General features: G+C 73.7%; 1 protein-coding gene. It reads right to left on the bottom strand.

Annotated features, from left to right (window positions below; all coding sequences use genetic code 11):
* Nucleotides 1-30: 30 nt before the first annotated feature.
* Nucleotides 31-981, bottom strand: a 951-nt coding sequence (locus KBX53_RS34205) for a proton-conducting transporter membrane subunit (RefSeq protein ID WP_305798008.1), incomplete at its 5' end; no start/stop codon positions are given.

Below are 981 nucleotides of genomic sequence, written 5' to 3'. Positions count from 1 at the left end.
GCACCGCGACCAGCAACCCCTGCCCGACACTCATCGGGTTCCTCCAATGACCGCAGCGGCCAGGCCGATGAGCAGCGCGCCGGCCAGCACACCGGCGGCGGCTCGGGGCAGCGCCGCGCGGTGCAGCGCGGCCAGCCCCGCACCCAGACCCGACGCGGCTCGGCCACTGCCCTCGACAGCACCGTCCACCAGCACCTCGTCACCGGTGCGCACGACACGGGCCAGTGCGCGCACGGGGCGTACGACAAGGGTGTGCTGGACGTCGTCGAGCCGGAACGCGCTGGCGAAGACCGGCCGCAGCGGACCCAGCGCGGCGGCCGGGTCGGCGGCCCGGTCACGACGCCAGCCCAACGTCACCAGCCCGGCGCCGAGCAGCAGGAACGCGAGCGGCAGCAGCACCCCCGAACCCAGGTGGACCAGGCCGTCCTCGGAACCCGCCACCGGGACGGTGGGGAACCGCAGGCGGTTGGCGAACGCCCCGACGAACCCGGCCAGACCGAGCAGCGCGGCCGGCACGGCCAGCGCACCCAGGCCCACCACAGTGCACCAGAACGTCACCGGCATGCTGCGCCGCAGCCCGCCCATCTCCGACATCAGGGTGGTGCCGACGGCGTGGATCACGACGCCGGCGGCGAGGAACAGCAGCGCCTTGAAGGCGGCATGGGTGAGCAGGTGGAACAACGCGGCCGACGGTGAGCCGACCGCCAGCGCCCCGGTCATGTAGCCCAACTGGGACACTGTCGACCAGGCCAGCACGCGTTTGATGTCGTCCTGGGCGGTGGCGGCGAGCGCGCCGAGCAGCAGCGTGATCGCGCCGAGCACCCCCAGCACTGTCAGCGTCACCGGCGCTGCCGTGAACAGCGGGTAGAGCCGGGCCACCGCGTACACCCCGGCGGCGACCATCGTCGCGGCGTGGATCAGCGCGGAGATCGGGGTCGGACCGGCCATCGCGTCCGGCAGCCAGGTGTGCAGCGGGAACTG

The sequence above is a fragment of the Micromonospora sp. M51 genome, from assembly GCF_018070305.1.
Classification (GTDB): Bacteria; Actinomycetota; Actinomycetes; order Mycobacteriales; family Micromonosporaceae; genus Micromonospora; species Micromonospora parva.
The sequence above is the reverse complement of the archived record's forward strand: the minus strand, read 5'-3'. Positions and strand labels throughout refer to the sequence as shown.